Origin of the sequence: Faecalicatena orotica (genome assembly GCF_003149245.1) — a bacterium.
GTDB classification, from domain to species: domain Bacteria; phylum Bacillota; class Clostridia; order Lachnospirales; family Lachnospiraceae; genus Faecalicatena_A; species Faecalicatena_A orotica.
Genome location: NZ_QGDL01000008.1, coordinates 165,058 through 183,798, shown reverse-complemented (window position 1 = coordinate 183,798; position 18,741 = coordinate 165,058). Strand labels below are relative to the sequence as shown.

Below are 18,741 nucleotides of genomic sequence, written 5' to 3'. Positions count from 1 at the left end.
AAATTATTGCTATTAAACTCGGAAACGAATATAATGGCGGTGTGATTTTAATTTATTTTTCACAAGGAGACAAAAACAAAATGGGATATGCAGAGATAGAGAATTTCCTGTGGGCCGGGGTTATCTTCCTCACCTTTTTTATAGCCTGCCACACCCTCCCGGAACAGCGGTTCAGTCAGAAAAATAGAATAATATCCGCATGCGTACTGCTTGCGGGTATTGTTGTACTGCAGTCAGGACTGTTCCTTTCCGGTCAGGATGACATGCTGGTGCTTACCCTGCTTCCTCTGACGGCCTACCTTCCGGTTATAATCGGCGTACATACCGCCTCTAAATCCGGCTTTTTTCAGACGGCTGCCGTCTGGACCTTGGGACTTCTCCTGTCCGTAATACTATCCCTTTTTCAAAAGCTGCTCCTCCGCTATTCTATGGCAATACCAGGACTGACCTCCCGGCAGCGCAGCCTGATGCAAACGGCATGCCTTCTTTTGGCAGCAGTTTTGCTGTTATATATCGTTCTGCGCCGTCTTCGTAAACCTTTTCAGACATATGTGCTACATAATAAAACAAACTGGCTGCTGCTCTGCTTTCCGGTCCTTATGATTTTTTTACTGCTTTCCTATTTCAAAAACAGTCCCACAGACGGGATCGTTCTGATTCTGATTTTTTTAACCACTTTATCGGTTTTCCTGATATTGGCAAGGATTTTAATTTATTCAGCCAGAGAACAGCAAATGCAGGAAGCAGAGAAGGCTGTGACTGCACAGTTGGAAATCCAGCGTCAGGAGTACGAAGAAATCTGTGAAAAAATTGCCGCCGGCCGGGCCTACCGGCACGATATGCGCCATCACCTAAGCGTCTTGGAAGAACTGGCGGACAAGGGCAGCCAGCAGGAAATGAAAAATTATATCAGCAGTATTAACGGACAGCTTCAGGCAGCTGAGCAAAAAACCTTCTGTGAAAATATGACGGTCAACGCGGTGCTCTCTTCCTATATCCGTAAGGCGGAACATGCCGGATGCAGTGTATCGGCAGATATACATATCCCTGACGAGATCCCGTTTGACCCTCTGGATATTTGTTCTATATTAGCCAATGCACTGGAGAATGCTGCAAATGCCTGCACGAAAAATATACAGGAAGAGAACCGGCATTTATCTATATTCGTCAGGTTTGAGGATAACCAGAAACTGGTCATTTCCATCGAAAATCCCTGTGAAACCCCTGTTTTCATCGGCAAATCCGGCTTCCCTAACGTTCCCTGCGAAGATGGACATGGGATCGGTTTGAAAAGCATTGAAAACATATCCAGAAAATACAATGGCCTGTTTAGCTGTGAATTTGCTGACGGAATTTTTAGCCTGAACGTCATCCTGTTTGTTCCGACCCCGGCCATTCCCCCGAAGACGGGAAAGAAGAAACATGATAAGGCGGCTGTGGCTGCGATGACAGCCTTACTCGTTTTTTGTGTTACAATAAACTGTATGCCTGTAATGGCTCAGGAGTGGGAAAATATCCCCTTGTTGGGAACGCTGATTCGTGTCGTAAATCTAAAGACCTACGAGTATCGCTGGGGCGGCACTTCTTTTCAAGCAGTACAGCCACTGGTGGATTTTACAAACAGCACTGCCGGGGGCATCATCTCTTTCGATAAACCGGCAGATACGGTTTCTGCACTGACAACCACCCAGGATACAGGAAGCATTCAGGCCGAAGTGACTGATCCCGGTGAAACCAGAAACAGCAATAAAATCTCCGTATCTCAGGCAAAGCCCGGTTCTTCCGGCACATTTTCCTGGGAAGACGGCACAGAGCCCACTGTTCCATCCGTCACACTTGTACCGGAGGAACTTCCACCTTCCAAAGCTCCTTATGAAGAATCTTCAAAGGAACCTTCAAAAGAACATTCTGCAGAGTCTTCTGGAGAAACCGGAAACCTGCCCCCAGCACTTTCCGAAGGTGTCGATGAGATCAACAGCCAGATGGAGGATTACATAAAAGAACTCCGCGACAAATTTCTCTGGTATGTCGCGCGCAAATACAACGGCTATGTCGCGTTGGACTGTACACACACCATCCTGCGTAATGATGAATTGCTAGTGATCCGCTTCGATACTACGATCAACGCCGGTGGTTCCGGCCAGTACAGCCGCAGTTTTGTGCTTGACAAAATAACCGGGAAGGCACTGGAATTGTCTGACCTCTTCCAAAGCGGCAGCGATTACATTTCTGTAATCAGCGAGGAAGTAAAACAGCAGATGGCGCAGCGGGAAAATTCCTATGACTACTTCATCCCCGGCGGCATTTGGGGCGATGAAGAATTGTTTCAGGAAATAGCGCCTGATCAGAACTTTTATATCAATGATCAGAATCAGCTGGTCATCGTGTTTGATGAATATGAGGTTGCGTCCGGCAGAGCCGGGATGCCCGAATTTGTAATTCCGGCGGAGATTCTCAGCCATATGCTTGAGCCCGCCTCTTTCTTAGAATAACAGCGCAGAAAGCGAGGTAAACGGTTTGCTGAAAATTTGTATCTGCGATGACAATGAAGCAGAAGTATATAAAATAGAAGGACTGCTCCGGCAATTTAAGAACAGCCATCCAGAGCTGCCCCTTGTGGCGCAGTCCTTCCGGTCTGCTTTTGATTTACTTGACTGCATTGAAAAACAAGGGGGCTTTGATCTATATCTGTTAGATATTCTCATGCCCGGCATATCCGGAATAGAACTGGCAAAACGTATTCGTGAACGAATGGAAAAAGCGGAGCTTCTATTTTTAACCACCTCCCGCGAATACGCTGTGGAGGCTTTTGGCGTAGAGGCTGCCGGATATCTGATGAAACCGGTACAACACAGCGAGTTCGACCGCGTGCTCTCTTCCTGTATCCAAAGACTCAAACCGGAAGAAAATCCTTCCCTGATGCTGAAAACGAAGGGCGGCCTGCATAATGTACCAGTCTACGAATTAATGTCAGTGGAAAGTATCCGGCACAACTACCGGTGTACAATGGCTGGGGGAACAACGCTGACCGTTCCCGGTACCATTTCATCACTTTTTGAACAACTTAGGGCTTATCCCTGTTTTTATATGCCCCACCGTGCCTTCATTGTAAATTTCAATTATGTAAGCGGCTTAACGGCTTCAGAGATCCTAATGAGCGACGGCCAGAGAATCCCTGTCTCCCGGAACAGCTATATGGATTTGAAAAATACGTTCATGAATTATATCCTTCAAAAAAGCAGGCGTACCTAGCGTCCTCCGCCTCATCCTCTGTGTTCCATTTAAAAGGGCTGCCTTTTCAGACAGCCCTTGATCTTTTATTCCTCTGTTTCTTCTTTACGCTTTTTACCTTTTAATAGGGCAGCTGTTCCGGCTGCAGCTGTCATAAGCATTGCCCACAGTCCGGCTGAAGTTGTATCCCCAGTCTGTACACTACGGTTTGGATCATCCTTTTTGCCGGATGGTTTGTTTTTATCATTGACCGTATAAGTCTTTACTATCGTTCCGGTATAATTGCCTTTAAATGTGATGGTAACAGTCACTTTGTTTCCATCCTGTATCTTTGTTACGTCATAATCCGTCCCCTGTACCAGAACCTTGTCGCCATCTTTGATTAACAAATCATCCAGCTTCGTATCCGCAGTAATTTCCGGTACTTTTATCTGGCTATTTTTTTGAACACTCTTCGGTTCTATTACAAATGAAACAGCTTCACTTTCTGCACTCTCGTAATTATCCGTGCCGTCCACAACCGCTTTCACATACCATGTTCCGGCAGCAGTTGGAACGGTATCTGTGTATGTCCCATCCAATCTGTCACTGTACAGGAAGCGTGGCTGTCCGAAACGGAATCCTGCACTGGCAGCAGAAGGTGTGCCGCCATATGTCCAGCCAGCCAGTGATAACGGTACTGATTGTTCATTCACTGCTTTTGCTACAGTTACTGTGACTTTGATATCTGTTACTGTCTTATAATTGCTGTCAGCTGGCGTATAGGTCAGTGCAAATTCATTTGTTCCTGCATTGCCTACGTTTAATTTCTGATCCGTCCATGTAAACCCTGCCGGAAGTGTAATATCCTTAAGGCTTTGTCCATAGACTGCCTGTAAATCCGTTGGAACAGCGTAGTCAGGCTCTGCCTGTAAAATGTTAAATTCCACAATAGTATCAAGCCCGGTATACTCGGTTGTTGCTACTACACTTGCTTTCATATACCATGTTCCCACTGTTTCGGGTATCTCTGCCGAATATATTCCGGTTCTGGAATCACTGTAGGTAAAGACAACATCCCCATACACTGCATCACCAGTTGGTAAGCTGGCTGTTTCATTATATGTCCAGCCAACGATGGACGGTTCTGTCATCCAGCTATTTGATGCTGTTGATACAGTGACCGGCAGCATACATTCTACATAGTGACCGTTATTGTCATAGCCTGCAACTCCCGTATAATCATAATTCTTATCATCGACTGTGAAACGGGCAGGATAACCCGTGCCAGAAACAGTCAGCTTCTGTGTCCCATCTGTCCATGTCCAGCCATCCGGCAGTACAACATTTGCTAAGTCCTCTTTATATTCGCCGCTTAGATTGTCTGGCAGAGTGATGGCCGGTGCGGCCGCTTTTGCAATCACAAATCCTACAGCACTGCTTTCCATACCCTTGAAATTATCTGTTTCTGCCACAGTGGCTTTTACATACCATGTACCGGCATCCGTTGGTACTGTTCTTGTATATGTGCCATCTTCTTTATCACTATAAGTATATGATGCGGAACCAGATTCAGCCACAGCAATCGGCGTATTTGCAGTCTGTCCATATGTCCAGCCTGTAATTGCAAGCCCACTTGTCCAGCTGTTTTCTGCCTTAGAAATGATAAATTCTTTCGCTTTTGAGCTTGCTTCGTTGTAATTACCATCGGCCGCTACGGCTGCTGTTACTCGGTATATTCCGGCATTTGTTGGTGCACTTGCAATGCTCTCCCAATCGACAGCATTCTTTTTCCACTCCCACGTATAGGTAACAGCACCTGTACTACCTGTCTTTTCAACTGCTGGCTTATTGTCCACAGCACTTCCGTCATAGTCCTTATCTAAAATGTCAATAACAGAAATCGTACTGTCGGCTTTGGAAATGGTAAATTCTTTTGCTATTGAGCTTGCTTTCTTGTAATTATCATCTGCTGCTACAGTTGCCGTTACACGGTATGTTCCGGCATCCGTTGGTGCTGCTACGATGCTTTCCCAATCGGTAGCGTTCTTTTTCTTCTCCCAAGAATAGGTAATTGCGCCTGTACTTCCTACTTTGCTAACAGCTGGTGTGCTGTTGACAGCATTTCCATCATAGTCCTTATCTAAATTTGCAGTAATAGAGATGGCGCTGTCTGCCTTGGAAATGATAAATTCTTTCGCTTTTGAGCTTGCTTTCTTGTAATTATCATCTGCCGCTACAGTTGCTGTTACACGGTATATTCCGGCATCCGTTGGTGCTGCTGCGATGCCTTCCCATTCTGCAGCATTCTTTTTCTCCTCCCAAATATAAGAAACAGCGCCTGCACTACCTGTCTTTTCAACTATTGGCGCATTGTCCACAGCGCTTCCATCATAATCCTTATCTAAACTTTCTGTAATGGATATAGTGCTGTCTGCCTTAGAAATAGTAAATTCTTTTGCTTTTGAGCTTGCTTTCTTGTAATTGCCATCAGCCGCTACGGTTGCAGTTACTCGGTACATTCCGGCATCCGTTGGTGCTGTTGCGATATTTTCCCAATCGGCAGCGTTCTTCTTCTCCCAAGTGTAGGTTACTGCACCTGTACTTCCTGACTTTTCAACTGTTGGCGTATTATTCACAGCACTTCCGTCATAGTCCTTATCTAAACTTGCAGTAATAGAAATTGAGCTGTCTGCCTCGGAAATGGTGAATTCTTTCGCTATTGAACTCGCTTTATTGTAATTCCCATCAGCTGCTAAGGCTGCTGTTACTCGGTATGTTCCTGCATCTGTTGGTGCTGTTACAATGCTTTCCCATTCTGTAGCATTCTTTTTCTTCTCCCATGTGTAGGTTACTGCGCCTGTACTTCCTACTTTACTAACAGTTGGTGCACTATTGACAGCCTTTCCATCATAGTTCTTATTTAAATTTGCAGAAATAGAGATAGAGCTATCAGCCTTGGCGATGATAAATTCTTTCGCTATTGAGCTTGCTTTATTGTAATTATCATCGGCCGCTATGGTTGCTGTTACACGATATGTTCCGGCATTCGTTGGTGCAGATACAATACCTTCCCATTCCTCAGTGTTCTTTTTCTTCTCCCATGTGTAGGTTACTGCGCCTGTACTTCCTACTTTACTAACAGTTGGTGCACTATTGACAGCCTTTCCATCATAGTTCTTATTTAAATTTGCAGAAATAGAGATAGAGCTATCAGCCTTGGCGATGATAAATTCTTTCGCTATTGAGCTTGCTTTATTGTAATTATCATCAGCCGCTACGGATGCTGTTACCCGGTACGTTCCAGCATCCGTTGGTGCTGTTACAATGCTTTCCCATTCTGTAGCATTCTTTTTCTTCTCCCATGTGTAGGTTACTGCGCCTGTGCCTCCTGCCTTGCTCACGGTCGGTGTGCTGTTGACAGCAATTCCATCATAGTTCTTATCCAAAGCGTCAGTAATAGAGATTGTGATGTCAGCTTTGGAAATGATAAATTCTACTGGTGTGGAGCTCGCTTCTTTACAGCTATCATCGGCCGCTACGGTTGCTGTTACCCGATATGTTCCGGCATCCGTTGGTGCTGCTGCAATGCTTTCCCAATTGCCATCGTTCTTTTTCTTCTCCCATGTATAGGTAATGGCACCTGTACTTCCCGTCTTGCTTACAGTGGGTGCACTGCTGACAGGCTTCTTATCATAGGTCTTATCCAACGTTTCCGTAACAGTAATGCTGCTTTCTTCTTTTAACCCAGTAAGGTTTATTTTTACCGTCAAAGTCTTATTAACACCATTCGCTGTACCACAGTCATATACATAGACAATTGGTGTTCCCGCCACATAGTTACTGACAACACCAGTTGTTGAATCATAATCTGCACCACTTGTGATCGAAACCTTATTTTTATCAATACCGGCAATTTTATCTTCAATGATGAATGTGTCCTCTGTGACTTCGAAAGACACTATTGTGTCCGTTGGCATATCTAAGACTGTTAATCCCGCATTTATCCCTAGGCTCAAGTAGGCAAGAGGAGTATCGCTGCAATCCAAGGCCGTTAAAGTGGTATTGTTACTTACATCCAGACTGGCAATGTTAGTGATTTGGCATTGGACACTTTTTAAAGCAGAAGCTCCTTTTACATTTAGAGTTTTCAATTTTCTATTTCTGAAGCACCACAAGGTTTCTAATTTTGCATTGCTGCTGACATCAAGACTGGCAATGCTAGTCTGGTTGCAAAGCAATTTATTTAAATTAGTATTGTTACTAACATCAAGACTGGAAATACCTGCACTGTAGCAATTCAAGCTTTTTAAAGCAGAAGCTCCATTTACATTTAAGGTTTCCAGATTTGTATTACTGAAGCACTCCAAGGTTTCTAAATTAGTATTGTTGCTAACATCAAGACTGGCAATACCTGTACTGTAGCAACTCAAGCTTTTTAAAGCAGAAGCTCCATTTACATTTAAGGTTTCCAGATTTGTATTACTGTAACACTTCAAGGTTTTTAAATTTGTATTGTTGCTAACGTCAAGACTGGCAATACCTGTACTGTAGCAGCTCAATTCTTGTAAAGCAGAAGCTCCATCTACATTTAGAGTTTTCAGTTTTGCATTGTTGCCGCAATATAAGGTTGTTAAATTGGCATTGCCGCTGACATCCAGACTTGCAATGCCAGAGTTCTCACAATACAAGGATTTCAAACTGGAAAAGTTTGCAATACCAACCAAGTCGGTAATGTCTGCATTATTATAAACATTAATAGTCGTTACGGCTGCTATCTCTGCTGCTGATAATATATCGTCACCATTGGGATTGATTGTTGTATCCTCTTTTAAATATTTTCTAAATGCTGCATCCGGGAAATTTTCTGCATTGATTTCCACATCAACTATATTATATGGTACATAGGCCGCTCTCTTCAATAATGGACTTTCCATTATTGGTGGTTCTGTTGGTGGTTCTACTGATATTTCTGCCTGTAATTCTGCTCTTTCTTCTTCCGGCAGTTCCACCGCGACAGAAAGCCGGACTTCCACATAATGTCCCTCTGCGTGATACCCCTCTACCGCCGCATAATCATAGGTTTCATCATCAACTGTTACATATGCCGGATATTCCGTCACATCTGCCGACAGGATTGTGCTTTCATCTGCCCATGTCCAATTCTCGGGCAGTGCGATTTCCTTTAGCGGCGTACCTTCCGTTGCCTGCAGGTTCTCCGGCAGTGCGATGGCCGGGGCAGTTTCTTTCCCTGTTTCCTTCTTCCCGTTTACGTTATCCTGTGCAATGCCCTGCGTTACAGGTGGTTCATTTTCCTGTGCCCTGACAGTAATAGGGTTTACCACAGTGGAAACGCTTAACACGGCTGCCATTGCGACTGCCGCTGTCTGTTTCTTTTTGTTATTCATGTGTTATTTTGTCCCTCTCTTTCCGTTACGTGTGCCTTTGGCACAATCATCCTTTTACTCTGCGATATCAGTTGGACGAATAAGCGATATCATACACTCTCATATTAAAATAAAAAAGCAGAAACAGCCCATCAATCGCATAGAATGTAGCTATTTCTGCACAGAATGTATCATGTTATGCAAACTATTATCGTTTCCTTTGAAAAATACGGGACGGTAATCAACACAGATAACTTCTCACCTAAAAACCCGATAATCCCTGTTTTTAACAACTTTTTTACAAGGACTATCGGGTTTTAAAATTTTATAAATACTGTTCACTTCCTCCAAAGGTTCACTGTAACGGCACTGGCGTCCCCCTGAACGCATTTACCTTCTGATCCAGAACGACCTGCGCCTCGCTCCCCGAATCCAGGACTGTATTCTGTACGGATTCCTTCTCTATCAATACTGCCGTCACATCAAGCGCCGCTAATTCCTCCGTAGTCAGCAGTGCCCCCACCTGCGCAGAGAAGCAGGAACCATCCCCCGCAGACTGAGTCTTTGCGGCTTCTGTTGTTGCGACAATATGGTTGTTCGAAATGTAATTTCCCCTCCCCGCAGCAACGCGGATGATGACAGGCTTTGCCCCTGACGGCTTAATATACTGCTTACCAATGGTCTCTGATATATGATTGCCGATGATTGAATTATGGTCACCGCTGATATACAAAAGGCCATACAGGTCATCGATCCCATTGTCCAGCGCCTGCATCGGGGCCCAGGGCTCATGGTCACGCAGGAAATGGTTGGATGAGACCAGATTTTCCGTGCAATTCTCCTCGAATACAAGCATTCCCGGATAGAACGAGTGGAACCTGTTGCCTGTGACAGACGAACGGGCAACACCATCAAAATGAACGCTGCTTGTCCCACGTGGGAAAATATTATTCGCCGTCACCAGAAGGCCGCCAAAATTCTGGGCATAGATGGAATAGCCTTTATACCCGGCCCCCATCAGGTTATCGGTTATCTTCGATGCCTGTCCTGCTCCCCGCAGTTCTATGCAGCTGCCGCATTCCGCTATGAAATTATCATGTATAGATAGTGCATCTGCATGGTATATCGTAATTCCATGCTCTAAATACACAAATCCCATCCCTGTAATCCTGAAAGAATCCTGGGCACTGGCAATATAAATCCCTGTCTTCCCGTTCGCGTATGTATTTTCCGGGTCTGCTTTTCCAAGACCATCGTCCACAAAATGCAGACCGTCAATACAAAAGTTCTCAAATTCCACAGAACTGATACGCGGGTCGCCGCCGCGTTCCACATAAAACGCCGCTCCCGCCGATTCATTTCCGCCTGCTTCCGGGGAGAGGTCAACCAGTATCCGGCTTCCTCCCGGCCACAATTCGTGCAGGCCCGCCCATTCATGCTCCGGAATATTGAAACGGATATTGGAAGATATAAAGCCATGTCCTGATCCCATAATCTTCAGATAGCTGATATCTATCACAACCTGTGTGCGGAGGTGGTAGTCCCCGGCCGGGATATAGATTGCGGCCCCCGGTTTTCCCCCTCCGTGAAAATCTGTTTCCGTCTGCCTGCTTTTTATATCTGCAATAATGCTGTTGATTACTTCGCCGATATCCTCATACGGATTTCCCACATTCCACTCTGTTACATCGTAATAATTTATACTGGCCATTCACAATTCCTCCTGATTACACACTGTTCCACTGTCTATCTGAAGCACTCCTTCATCCCGTAGGATTCATAGCCGCTGATCACGGCACTGCCCCCATATGCGCGGATTTTCAGTTGATTCTGCCGATCCCCCGCGAATATATTGCTGGAATGATTGTTCTGGTACCGGTCTGTAAAGATTTCAAGGGAGCTCTGGTCTGAAAAAATATGGATATCCAGTTCACTCTTCCCTTTCAGGAACATGGTGCTTCTCGATACGCCCCGGCTCCATCCGTCTGCCTCATTCCGGTCCACGCTTAATTCTGAGTTTTTAAAGTCAAACCGGCATACAGTCTTCTTTCCCTCACCGCACCGTATGATTAATTCTACCTTATCGGCATCCGTTTTCTCAAGATCTATCTTCATCTTCAGTTCAAAAGAAACCCCTTCCCCGGCTTTCAGCTCTTTTTCTTCCTCTGTAACTACAAAACTGTCCTGATATTCAGGGTTCTCCCTTAACATTTCCATCTCCGCAACCGGCACGAACTGCAGTGTCCCATCTTCCATCACGCGCACTTCCCGCGGAAGATTGAAAAAACCGCACCAGCCTTCCTTATACGTCGGGCCCCAGTCCTTCCACAGCGGCATCCACTCCCATTCATTGGACCAGCCGACCATAATCCGCCTTCCATCCGGTGCCAGGAAGGACTGCGGCGCGTAAAAATCAAAGCCCCAGTCAATCTCGCCATTGACATGGTAGTCGAACTTCCCGGTCTCATAGTCGAAGTCACCGACCAGATACACCGCGGTATGCTCTCCTGAACCCATCGGTGAAAATGTGAGGACATATTTATCACCTAATCTATAAAAGTCCGGGCATTCCCACATAAATCCCCATTCACCGCGGCTCTCGGCCAGCACATTGAAAAAGTCCCAGTGGAACATATCCTCCGACCGGTAGAGCAGCGCCAATGCATTATTATCCCGGCTTGCGCCGCATACCATATAGTACATATTCCCGTGTTTCCACACCTTCGGGTCCCGGAAACGGTCTGTCGGAATGCCGTCCGGGGCAGTCAGTACCGGGTTTCCCTCATATTTCTCGAAATGGATTCCGTCTTCACTGTATGCGATGCACTGTGTCTGCTCGAACCCGTCCCCTTCATTGGTAGTTCCTGTAAACATCAGGAACAGCCTGCCGTCATGCTCGATCGCACTGCCTGAAAAGCAGCCGCCCCGCAGATGATTGTCATACGGTTCACTCGGAGCCAGTGCAAGGGGCAGGTACTCCCAGTGCAGCATGTCATCACTAACCGCATGTCCCCAGTGCATACTGTCCCAGAATCCATTATATGGATTATACTGGTAAAAGAAGTGGTATTTCCCCTTATAATAAATCAGCCCGTTCGGATCATTCATCCATCCTGTCTGCGCCATAAAATGATAATGCTGACGCATTTTTCCGTTTTTTATCATCTCTTTCTTAGTGTCTATCTCACGCTGAGCCTTTTCTATATTCTGTTGCATCAATTCTCTGGACATAAGACTCCTCCATTGTTTCTACCCCTTAACGGCCCCGGCAGTCATGCCCTGTACAATATACTTCTGAGCCGCAAGAGAAATAATCATTACCGGGAAACTAAATAAAAACGCTCCTGCACACATTGGCCCCAGATCCAGGTTGTATGCTGACAAAAATCCGGCCAGTCCGACTGTAAACGTCTTTGCGTTCGTACTGGTCAGCAGCAGAGCTACAAGGAAATCGTTCCATGCAAGGAACAGTGTAAATATAAACGCCGTTGCCAGTCCCGGCTTGCAGATCGGCAGAATAACCTTCCTGAATGTCTGCAGACTGCTCGCCCCGTCTACAAAAGCCGCCTCATCCAGCGTTGTCGGGATTCCCTCATAAAAACTGAGCATCGTCCACATAACAAACGGCATGTTGATCGCCGCGTACACGATAATCAGTGCAATTTTTGTATCGTATAATCCCAGATTGCAGATCAGTTCATAAATCGGCACTACGATACTGGATGTAGGGATCATTTTAAGGCATAAAACCAAAACCACCAGAATGATAGACAGTTTTGCACCTGAACGCTGGATCGCATACGCCGCAAGGGAACCCAGAATCAGCGCAATGACCGTGCTAATCAGGGAGACACTCAGACTGTTGAATAAAAACTTCAGTGCGTCCATTCGATTGAGCAGTTCCGAAAAACTTTCTATTGAAAAAACTTTCGGGAAAAATCTGGGTGGAACTGCGATGACTTCTGCTCCCGGTTTAAAGGAGCAGCAAATTACATATATGTACGGGAAAAGCCAGAACACGGTGAGAATCACAGACAGAGTAATCCCCAGCTTTTTTCCGATTTCGCCTTTTTTCTTCACTTTTTTCGCCTCCTATCAGACCACTAGCTGCTCTTTTTCTTCGGATTCCAAAGGCTCTGCATGAATACGAGTGTAAATATTACCAGTACGGCAATGAATACGACTGCCATTGCACTTGCATAGCCAATATCGTTATATCGTGTCAGTGTCTTATAGATAATAATACTGATCGTTTCCGAAGAACTGTTAGGACCGCCCTCGGTCATCGCCCATATAATGTCAAAGGTTCTGGCGGCGTCAATAATTCTCACAGACAATGCCGTCAGCAAAACCGGTTTGATAACCGGAAGCTTAATGGCAAACACCTGCTGGACCATATTTGCCCCGTCTATCTTTGCAGCCTCCAGCATACTGGAATCCAGTCCCTGAAGCCCGGCCAGTATCATCAGCATCATAAATGGTGTGGTGAGCCAGATATCCGCAATACAGCACGCAATCAGCGACCATCTTTCGTCTGCGAGCCAGAGAATATCCGTGCTACTGGATAAAATTCCAACCCTTGTCAGGAGTTCATTCACAATTCCAAAACTGGAACTCATCATCAGTTTCCATGTAAGACCTGCAACTAATGGTGCTATCATAAGAGGAGCCATCATAAACGAACGTATAATCTTGCTTCCTTTATAATCTAATTCAAAAAATAATGCGAACAACAAACCCATAACCGTCTCAATTCCTACGGCAATTACGATATAAAGTAATGTATTTTTTAACTGTTTTAAAAAACCACCGGCTGTAAATGCATGGATGTAATTCTCCAGACCGATAAAGGTCTTATCACCTGTAATCCCAATCTTAAAGAAACTGTCGATTACCATTGTAATAATCGGGTATATCAGAAACGCACCCATAAATACCGCACCCGGCAGAAAGAATAATAATAAGGTTTTTCTTGAAATCAATCTCATTTTCACTACCGCCTTTTTAAACAGAGGGCGCTGCGGGCGTTATCCCTAACGCCATGTAACACCCTCTGCTGAACATTTCACCTGTTTGAACGTGCTCTTTTCACTGTCTTCCTTACTATCTGCCGATTGCTTCAATCTCTGTCTTAGCCGACTCCAGTGTTTCTTTCACATCAGCACCGCCAAGGCTGGACTCTACAACACCTGTCAGAACTTCTTCAATCTGGGACCATGTCGTTACCATAGGCCTTGCCTGTGACTGTCCTGCTTCCAGTGTCTCAAGAACTGCGGTTGTATGCTCATTACCTGCTGTTTTTCCGGCTTCCTCATATACAGATGTTCTTCCGGCGATCTTTAAAGTAAGATTCATATAATCTGCATTGTGATCATACATAAATTCCACATATTTTTTAGCCATCTCTTTGTTTTCAGAGTTCTTCATTACGCATTCGTACCAAGGGCCTGTCGTTGCCCCGACTCCTGCACTTCCGCCGATCATCGGCGCACAGCCTACTTTATCTGCCCCGAGAGCTTCTACTGCAGCCGGATACTGGTGGCTCCAGTTCAACTGCATGGCTACCTTCTCGTTCGTGAAGAGTTCCTGAGATTCCGTTGCTGCTGTTGACAGTGAATCTGCAGGTGTGTAATCGGCATTTGCATTCTCAACCATGAAGTTCAGTGCATCCACATAAGCCTGATCTGTAATGTTTACATTGCCATCTTTATCAAACACAAGCCCTTCCGCCCCTGCCTGACATGCAAAATCAAGAAATGAACATACTGCATCAGAACCGCTGCCGAAAACTGTTGTTCCAAACATATCATCCGTCTTCAGTTCTTTTGCAAGTGTCTGGTATTCTTCCCATGTCTTAGGAACCTTTTCTTCCGGAATCAGGTCTTTTCTGTAAATCAGCACTTTGGCGTTCACCCACATCGGATATCCAAGCAGTTTCCCGTCAATCGTTCCGCTCTCCTGCAGTGTCGGAAGGAAATCACTTGTATCCGCATCCGTAACTTCTTCAATTGCCTCTGAAAATGCCGCCAGCCATACAAAATCCATGCATGCTACATCATGTGCTGCCTGTTTTGCCTTAATCTCTGTGGAAAGCTTGTCATACATGCCTGTATAGGCAACCGCATCCACAACCACTTTACATCCGGTCTCCTCTTCAAAGGATGCCGCCGTCTCATTCGCCAGCGCCTCCGCGGGTGAACCACTTTCTACAAGGACCGTAATACTGTTCGCATCCCCCTTAGACTCCTTTTTGTCTCCGCCTGATCCACATCCTGCAGCCATTGTTCCTGCCATTACTGCCACAAGCATGATACTGAGAACTTTCTTCTTCATCTTTTTCCTCCTTTTACTTTACACATGAGTCAATTTCTATATAATGACCATTTATATGGTTCATCATATTCTTCTTACACCCATAATGTGGAACCCGTTCCATATTATGTAAAAAATATTGTCTTCTTTCGTTTTCTGACTATGGAACCCGTTCCATGTTTATGAAAAAAAATAAGACAACTGCTTTCTATAAATCTATTATATGCCAAACTTTTCATAAGTCAATACTATTTTTTACTTTACGAAATTTTAAGAACTAATATCCAAAAATAGACTGTCAGTTTTGTGCATTTTTTACATTTATATTATCGTTGTCTTTCCTTTACGCAATTCGACCTTAAGACTCACCTGCTTGTTTTTATAGACTTTTCCATTTACAAGACTGCACACAAGTTTCACAGACTCCTTTGCAAGGTCTTCAATAGGCTGGACTATCGCTGTCAGTGCAGGCTCTACCATCTCCGTAATAAACGTGCCGTCATATGCCACAAACTTCACGTCTTCCGGAACTCTCTTATGTCTTCTAATTACTTCATTCATGCATTCAATGACAGGCCTGTCCACGCCAAAAACGCCGTCGAACTCAATTCCTTTAGCGAATACGTCTTCCACGACTTTCTTATAATACTCTGAATCCAGACGGTTCCTGCCCAGCTCATAATTATAAGTCTGTATGTTATTTTCCTTCATAATACGTGTAAACTCAAAATGCCGCTCATGATATGGAGATTCCACTGTTACTTTTCCGCAGAAGTGAAGTACATGCTTACAGCCGTTCCTGATCAGCGTCTCGGCCGCCAGCCTTCCGCCTTCCTTGTGATTCACTGCAATAACAGGAATATCTTCACCTAAATATCTGTCCAGTGCAACAATCGGTTTATGGATTTTCCGGTACTCTTCCACTGCAAGGGAATGTGCCCCCGTAATGACGCCGTCAACGATATGGCGGTTCAGCATATCCAGATATTCCATCTCGGCATTGAATTCCTTCTCCGTCGTACAGAGCATCATCTTATAACCGGCTTTATAAAGTTCATATTCCACGTGGTCAACAAATCCTGCAAAGAACGTATTGGAGACATTTGGCACGAGAACTGCGATGATCCCTGTCCTTTTATGGTACAGGTTCCTGGCAAGTTCGTTCGGCGTATAATCCAATTCTTTCATTGCTGCTTCGATTCTGCTCCGGGTCTCCTCTGACACATACCCACTGTCATTGAGCATTCTTGACACCGTACCAAGTCCCACATTCGCCCTCTTTGCAACATCTCTCATACTCGCCATATATCTCACCTGCTTCTTTTCTCTCTTACTTACATTTTAGTTGCTTTTAGGTAAAAGTCAATCAGAAAACGTACGCCACTTTTAAGATTGTAAAAAGATTATGGAAAACAGTACATCAGGTAAGTCACTATTAGTTTGAAATCCTTATACAATATTAATATCATCAGCAAAAACATTATCCCTTTTTTACAGGGAAGCTTATATGATAATCCTAATTCAAATAAATCTATATAAGGAGAATATATCATGAAAAAATTAATATTTAAAGGTGTGGGTACTGCCCTTATTACCCCTATGAATAACGACTTTTCAATCAATTTTTCTGCTTTTGATGATCTGTTAGACATGCAGATCCGTGAAAATGCAGATGCCGTCATCATTGCCGGAACAACCGGAGAGGGTTCTACACTGACCGATGGCGAACACATAGAGCTCGTACAACATGCAGTCAGGCATGTAAAAGGACGGATCCCCGTGATCGCAGGAGCCGGCAGCAACAACACTGCCCATGCAGTCTATCTGTCAAAGGAATGTGAAAAAGCTGGTGCAGATGCACTACTCCATGTTACACCATATTATAACAAGGCTTCCCAGCAGGGATTATTTCTTCACTTCTCGGCATGTGCAGAAGCAGTAGAGCTTCCTATCATTCTCTATAACGTTCCGTCCCGCACCGGCGTAAATATTTATCCGACGACTTTCAAACGGCTCAGTGAAATTGAGAATATCGCGGCAGTGAAAGAAGCAAGCGGCAATTTTTCCCAAATTGCAAAGATCGCGGCGTTGTGCAAGGATGACCTCGCTATTTATTCCGGAAACGATGACCAGATAACCTCTGCACTGGCCCTTGGAGCAAAAGGTGTGATTTCCGTCCTCTCCAACATTGTTCCGTCAGAGGTGCACACCATCTGCGCCTCATACTTTGAAGGTAATACCAGTCAAAGTGACAGCCTGCAGCTGAAATATCTGGAACTGATTGAAGCTTTGTTTTTAGATATCAATCCAATCCCTGTCAAACAGGCTATGCGCGCATTAGGCTATCAGGCCGGCCCCTGCAGGCTCCCCCTTTGTGATATGTACCCGGCGATGGCTGAGAAACTATATTCCACACTGCAGAAATATGGCCTGCTGAGCTCCGGGAAACGTATGAATTCCGTTACTATACATACTCCAGAAAATTCGGGTTACATCTTAAAACATAATCAATAAGCAGTAGAAACAGGAGGTGCCTTATGAAAACTGCATATATTCTATTCAGCAAACAACTGCCGGAAAACCGTAAAGCGGTTCTGGATTTAATCAAACATTTCTGCCGTGAACATTGTTTAACATACAGAGTCTGTCCGGTTCCTGACTACAGTAGAATTACCATTGACGGATATGATTATAAGATCAGTCTGCTTGAAATCAACGATGCATCCGAACCCACATACTGGATGATATACTGTTCGCTTATAAATAAAACCTGTCACCTGAAACACCACACGGCGGCATAAAAAATATACTTTCATTCAAATTTTACAGAGACGAAAAGCCGGATGGGGGCTCTACCTTAATCTTTACGAGATGGCGCGTGGATCTGGACAGAGTATCCATATAATTCATATTTTTATATCGTCTGATCTGACTTTCCGTAACTCCCATCTCCTGTGCAACCTGGCCGGGGGCTGCATGATACGCAAACATGGCATAAGCACAGGAATTGCGAAGTGCCTCGGCACTGTAGGAAGGAATTCCCGCAATCCCTGTGTATTTCTTCATCATACGGCTGATATACATTGTATTCAGTTTATTTCCACGGCTGTTGTAAAACAGGAATTCATGGCCCTGATGTAAACTTAAATATTTTTCTAGTATTAAATAAACATCTTCTGAAATAAATACAGGTCGCAGACGTTCTGATATATTCAGATATACACCATTGTCATATGCAGTGAAATCTTCTGGACGGATTTCTATAATCTCGGTTGATGACAACCCCATGCGGTGGATCAGGGTTATGATGCAGTAAGACATATAGTCATCCTCCGCCGCTTCTAATAACTTATCTATGTGCTCAATCGGAATGGATCTTGCATGTTTGCTTATCTTTTCAATCTCTTTCATATACGGGTTAAAATAGTTCTGGTAAGCGTCAGGAACCTGATAATGTGACCTGTTTTCACATATGAATGATGCAAAAGAATTCAATTCACGCATCTTTTTCGAAAGCGTGCCCGGCTGGATCAGGCCTTTGCTTATCTTTTCTTTCATCGTCTTGTAGTAGTCTGAGACATCTCTGTCTGTGAGACTAAGAAAATCCTTTTTATACAGATTCATAATCTCGCAGATATCCCCGTGGTAAGATGCCGCGGTCGTATTATTCTTAAAATGTGCAGTGAAATCTGGCCAGATTAATTGCTTTATCTGCTCCGATGCATAGATACTGTTCATATTGGCCTCCCCCTGGCTTGTATGTAGTCCGCGAAGCGGAAAGATTTATTAGCGTTATAAGTATGTTCATACTATAACATATTAAAAAGAGCCT

12 protein-coding genes are annotated in these 18,741 nt (G+C 44.6%); 4 read left to right on the top strand and 8 right to left on the bottom strand.

Annotated elements, in window-relative coordinates; all coding sequences use genetic code 11:
* Nucleotides 1-80 precede the first annotated feature (80 nt).
* Both A8806_RS13960 and A8806_RS13955 read left to right on the top strand, forming a co-directional pair.
* On the top strand, nt 81-2,492 hold the full coding sequence (locus tag A8806_RS13960; protein WP_109731822.1) for a GHKL domain-containing protein: 2,412 nt from the start codon (nt 81-83) through the stop codon (nt 2,490-2,492).
* 25 nt (nt 2,493-2,517) lie between these two features.
* Nucleotides 2,518-3,252, top strand: a complete 735-nt coding sequence (locus tag A8806_RS13955) for a LytR/AlgR family response regulator transcription factor (protein WP_109731821.1) — start codon at nt 2,518-2,520, stop codon at nt 3,250-3,252.
* 65 nt (nt 3,253-3,317) lie between these two features.
* Here the strand turns inward: A8806_RS13955 and A8806_RS13950 are convergent, their stop codons facing one another.
* From A8806_RS13950 to A8806_RS13920, 7 genes are all read right to left on the bottom strand, one after another.
* Entirely contained in the window at nt 3,318-8,618 is a 5,301-nt protein-coding gene (locus A8806_RS13950) for an MBG domain-containing protein (RefSeq protein ID WP_109731820.1), read from the bottom strand.
* A 334-nt stretch (nt 8,619-8,952) separates the two neighbouring features.
* Entirely contained in the window at nt 8,953-10,308 is a 1,356-nt protein-coding gene (locus tag A8806_RS13945) for a NosD domain-containing protein (RefSeq protein ID WP_109731819.1), read from the bottom strand.
* A 35-nt stretch (nt 10,309-10,343) separates the two neighbouring features.
* A complete protein-coding gene (locus A8806_RS13940; protein WP_109731818.1) occupies nt 10,344-11,828 on the bottom strand; it encodes a glycoside hydrolase family 32 protein in 1,485 nt (494 codons plus the stop codon).
* An 18-nt stretch (nt 11,829-11,846) separates the two neighbouring features.
* Entirely contained in the window at nt 11,847-12,677 is an 831-nt protein-coding gene (locus A8806_RS13935; RefSeq protein ID WP_109731817.1) for a carbohydrate ABC transporter permease, read from the bottom strand.
* A 23-nt stretch (nt 12,678-12,700) separates the two neighbouring features.
* Nucleotides 12,701-13,585 (bottom strand): carbohydrate ABC transporter permease, encoded by an 885-nt coding sequence (locus tag A8806_RS13930; protein WP_109731816.1) that lies wholly within the window; start codon nt 13,583-13,585, stop codon nt 12,701-12,703.
* 115 nt (nt 13,586-13,700) lie between these two features.
* On the bottom strand, nt 13,701-14,930 hold the full coding sequence (locus tag A8806_RS13925; protein WP_109731815.1) for an ABC transporter substrate-binding protein: 1,230 nt from the start codon (nt 14,928-14,930) through the stop codon (nt 13,701-13,703).
* Between the two features lie 300 nt (nt 14,931-15,230).
* Entirely contained in the window at nt 15,231-16,214 is a 984-nt protein-coding gene (locus tag A8806_RS13920) for a LacI family DNA-binding transcriptional regulator (protein WP_109731814.1), read from the bottom strand.
* A gap of 246 nt (nt 16,215-16,460) precedes the next feature.
* On the opposite strand from A8806_RS13920, the gene dapA reads away from it, so the two are divergent.
* Both dapA and A8806_RS13910 read left to right on the top strand, forming a co-directional pair.
* The gene (dapA, locus tag A8806_RS13915) at nt 16,461-17,423 is read left to right on the top strand and encodes a 4-hydroxy-tetrahydrodipicolinate synthase (RefSeq protein WP_109731813.1); all 963 of its coding nucleotides are present in this window, start codon (nt 16,461-16,463) and stop codon (nt 17,421-17,423) included.
* Nucleotides 17,424-17,446: 23 nt separating this feature from the next.
* Nucleotides 17,447-17,710: a hypothetical protein gene (locus A8806_RS13910; RefSeq protein WP_109731812.1), complete on the top strand. Its 264-nt coding sequence runs from the start codon at nt 17,447-17,449 to the stop codon at nt 17,708-17,710.
* A 22-nt stretch (nt 17,711-17,732) separates the two neighbouring features.
* On the opposite strand, the gene A8806_RS13905 is transcribed toward A8806_RS13910, so the two are convergent.
* Nucleotides 17,733-18,647 (bottom strand): tyrosine-type recombinase/integrase, encoded by a 915-nt coding sequence (locus A8806_RS13905; RefSeq protein ID WP_109731811.1) that lies wholly within the window; start codon nt 18,645-18,647, stop codon nt 17,733-17,735.
* Nucleotides 18,648-18,741: the final 94 nt, after the last annotated feature.

What these genes read in the sequence shown, in the direction of transcription:
- A8806_RS13925 (WP_109731815.1), bottom strand. Translation starts at nt 14,930, where the DNA reads ATGAAGAAGAAAGTTCTCAGTATCATGCTTGTGGCAGTAATGGCAGGA.
- A8806_RS13930 (WP_109731816.1), bottom strand. Translation starts at nt 13,585, where the DNA reads ATGAGATTGATTTCAAGAAAAACCTTATTATTATTCTTTCTGCCGGGT.
- dapA (WP_109731813.1), top strand. Translation starts at nt 16,461, where the DNA reads ATGAAAAAATTAATATTTAAAGGTGTGGGTACTGCCCTTATTACCCCT.
- A8806_RS13910 (WP_109731812.1), top strand. Translation starts at nt 17,447, where the DNA reads ATGAAAACTGCATATATTCTATTCAGCAAACAACTGCCGGAAAACCGT.
- A8806_RS13945 (WP_109731819.1), bottom strand. Translation starts at nt 10,308, where the DNA reads ATGGCCAGTATAAATTATTACGATGTAACAGAGTGGAATGTGGGAAAT.
- A8806_RS13920 (WP_109731814.1), bottom strand. Translation starts at nt 16,214, where the DNA reads ATGGCGAGTATGAGAGATGTTGCAAAGAGGGCGAATGTGGGACTTGGT.
- A8806_RS13940 (WP_109731818.1), bottom strand. Translation starts at nt 11,828, where the DNA reads ATGTCCAGAGAATTGATGCAACAGAATATAGAAAAGGCTCAGCGTGAG.
- A8806_RS13950 (WP_109731820.1), bottom strand. Translation starts at nt 8,618, where the DNA reads ATGAATAACAAAAAGAAACAGACAGCGGCAGTCGCAATGGCAGCCGTG.
- A8806_RS13905 (WP_109731811.1), bottom strand. Translation starts at nt 18,647, where the DNA reads ATGAACAGTATCTATGCATCGGAGCAGATAAAGCAATTAATCTGGCCA.
- A8806_RS13960 (WP_109731822.1), top strand. Translation starts at nt 81, where the DNA reads ATGGGATATGCAGAGATAGAGAATTTCCTGTGGGCCGGGGTTATCTTC.